The organism is Streptomyces spongiae (genome assembly GCF_009377185.1).
Classification (GTDB): Bacteria; Actinomycetota; Actinomycetes; order Streptomycetales; family Streptomycetaceae; genus Streptomyces; species Streptomyces spongiae.
Map to the genome: position 1 here is coordinate 1 of NZ_VJZC01000921.1, position 2,615 is coordinate 2,615.

Annotated in this window: 3 protein-coding genes; 2 read left to right on the forward strand and 1 reads right to left on the reverse strand. The window is 64.4% G+C overall.

Annotated elements, in window-relative coordinates; translation table 11 throughout:
* Positions 1-374: 374 nt before the first annotated feature.
* Positions 375-746, reverse strand: coding sequence for a hypothetical protein (locus FNH08_RS48700; RefSeq protein WP_152778317.1), 372 nt, complete (start codon positions 744-746; stop codon positions 375-377).
* Between the two features lie 130 nt (positions 747-876).
* On the opposite strand from FNH08_RS48700, the gene FNH08_RS48705 reads away from it, so the two are divergent.
* Positions 877-1,401, forward strand: a complete 525-nt coding sequence (locus tag FNH08_RS48705) for a hypothetical protein (protein ID WP_152778318.1) — start codon at positions 877-879, stop codon at positions 1,399-1,401.
* Between the two features lie 9 nt (positions 1,402-1,410).
* Positions 1,411-2,511, forward strand: a complete 1,101-nt coding sequence (locus tag FNH08_RS48710) for a hypothetical protein (RefSeq protein WP_228034837.1) — start codon at positions 1,411-1,413, stop codon at positions 2,509-2,511.
* The last annotated feature ends 104 nt before the right edge of the window (positions 2,512-2,615 follow it).

The window sequence follows — 2,615 nt, forward strand, 5'->3', positions numbered from 1 at the left end:
CACCCGCACCCACCCGCGGCACGCCCTCATCCGTCGGAGGACGAGTAGGAGCGGCCCGCGCGCGTGGTGCCGCGGCAGTTCTCGCCATCACCCGTAGTAGCTGATGGTGTAGATCTCGAACGGAATTAAAAGGGCCGCCGACCCTGCCGCCGGGATGAACACGGCCGGCCTTCGTACATCAGTAACTGAGGTAGGCCAGAAATACGCGGGAGTCGAGCTCTCGCCGACTGCGCACCCTCCGCCAGAGCGAGGCGGGGTCAGAAGGGGACGGGAAAGCAACCAGACCGAGACTTGCCCACCCCGGAGCGTCCATTCGGTGATCATGGCACAAGCCATCACCGAGCGACAAGGAAACTTGGCGGATCAAGGGCCCACTAAGCAAAAGTGATCATAGCCGTCACGATCACGAGAACCGAGACCACCCCGATGAGCACCGGGGCCCATCTGCCGGACTCCGCGGCGTTGAGGAATTTCGCTCCCTTGAGGTTTTTCGGGTTGTAGACGATATCAGCGGAATCGCCCACACGAAGCGGCGGACTGGAGTAGTAGCCCACTGTGGGCCTGACGGGTGCACCGTCGGGTCCAACGCACTCCATCAGCAGCCCGACCTTGTCATTTCCCCACTTTACGTGGTCCACACACACAGCCCTGGCCCGGATTCCCCTCTTTCTGAGCGAGCTTCGTGACACGTGATTCACCAAAAGGGTCACCAAGACGAAACAGAGGAATATCAGGATTCCCAGCATTCAAACCCCCGGCCGTTTTCTCCCGGTTGAAAGGAAATGACCTCAGACCCTAGCAGACGACCGGCTGCGGGACACCCGTACGACACTCGCCCACGTTCACTCAAATCAGGATAATACGGAAGGAGGGGTCGTGGCCGACTCCAAGGACAGCGAAATTCTGGGCAGGATCCAGGAGATCAAAACGCGACTGGCGGACCAGAGTACCAATGGACTGGTTACGCGGGCGTACCTGGACGAGAAAATGAAGGCGCAGCCCGAGAAGAAGACCGACACCACCACCAGCGAGAAAACGAAGGGACAGGCTTCACCCGGCCTCCTGGACCAGTTTTTCGAAGCCACCGGCCTGAAGCCCGTGATCGACGCATTCAAGTCGAGTGGATGGATTGTGGGTGTCTCAGCGGCCCTCGGGGTGCTCGGCGTCAAGCTGTTCGATTTCCAGGCACTGCTGTCCGGAATCCTCGGAAAATTCGACAGGCAAGTGGGAACCACGCCGTACGGTTTTCCCAGGTTCGATCCGAAACCGCCCGAGCCAATCGTTGCGGAAGCGGGCTCTCAGGCCGAGAAGCTGCAGAAGCTGAACAAGGCGGCAGATGAGCTGACGTCCAGTCTCCGCGAGTTGACCGGTGCAATGCAGCAAGCGGAACAAACTGCCTAGGAGAATGACATGGGACTGAAGAACTCTTTCCTGGCGGCCGCCGGCGGCGCATCCAAGATGCAGAAGAGCGTTGACGCCGCGCAGTCCAGTCTGCGGAGAATCCAGCAGGCCGCGCGGAACGCGGCATCGTCAGTGGGAAGCCTGAAGAACCCGGCGGGCCAGGCCGCACCCGCCATCGGCAGGATCAAGAGCAACGCGGGCCAGGCCGCCTCCTCGCTGACCAGGCTCAGGACCTCGGCGACCCAGAGCGGCAGCGGCCTCGGCAGGCTCAAGTCCGAGGCCGGCGGCCTCAACACCGGTGTCGGGAAGGCCAAGTCCGGGTCCGACAGGCTCAAGTCCTCCCTCGACAAGCTGAAGTCGTCCGCCGACCGGACCAGGACCGCCCTGCGAGGCGTCAAGCAGCAGGCCGACGCCGTCGAGAAGTCCGTCGGCAGGGCCGGGAAGAACGCCGACAGGGGCGGGAAGTCCATGGGGAGTCTGGGCAAGGGGCTCAAGGGGGCCTCACTCGCTCAAAGGGGGCTGAATCTCGCCATGGCGGCCAGCCCGTTCGGCCTGATCATGACTCTTGTCGGGCCGCTGATCGCCCAGTTCATCAACATGGACAAGGTCGCGGCTCTGGTCAAGCGCGGACTCGTCGCCGCCTGGAGCGCCATCAAGAGCTCCTCGCAGTCCGCGGCCAGGATGCTCGGGCCGCTCTTCAAGGGCGTCGTCAACGGGTTCCTGCTGCCCTCGCGGATGCTGGTGCGCGGGCTCAACATGCTCATCGGGTCCCTGAACCGGGTGAAGATCAAGGTCCCGGACTGGGTGCCCGTCATCGGCGGCAAGGGCTTCGCGTTCAACCTGCCGACCATCCCCGTGCCGGCCCTCGCCCAGGGCGGCATCGTGCAGGCCCGGTCCGGCGGCACGCTCGCGCTGATCGGTGAGGCCGGGGAGCACGAGGCGGTCATCCCGCTGTCCAAGCTGGAGCGGATGCTGGGCTCGGGCGGTGGGATGCGTGCGCTCACCTCCGCCGTGGAGCGCCTCGCGGACCGGCCCGTCGTGGTCCAGGTCGGCTCGCAGGAGATCGCCCGCGCGGTGTTCCTGGGGCAGCGGCAGCTCGCCAGGCGGTAACCACGTCACCGGGTGTCCGCGCGCCCGTTCAGCCGCAGTCGATGGCACCGGCTTTCCGCCGCCATCGGCTTTTTTCATGCCCGCCTCCGCCCACCACTTCACCC

Coding starts and splice junctions, on each gene's coding strand:
- FNH08_RS48700 (WP_152778317.1), bottom strand. CDS start 746: ATGCTGGGAATCCTGATATTCCTCTGTTTCGTCTTGGTGACCCTTTTG.
- FNH08_RS48710 (WP_228034837.1), top strand. CDS start 1,411: ATGGGACTGAAGAACTCTTTCCTGGCGGCCGCCGGCGGCGCATCCAAG.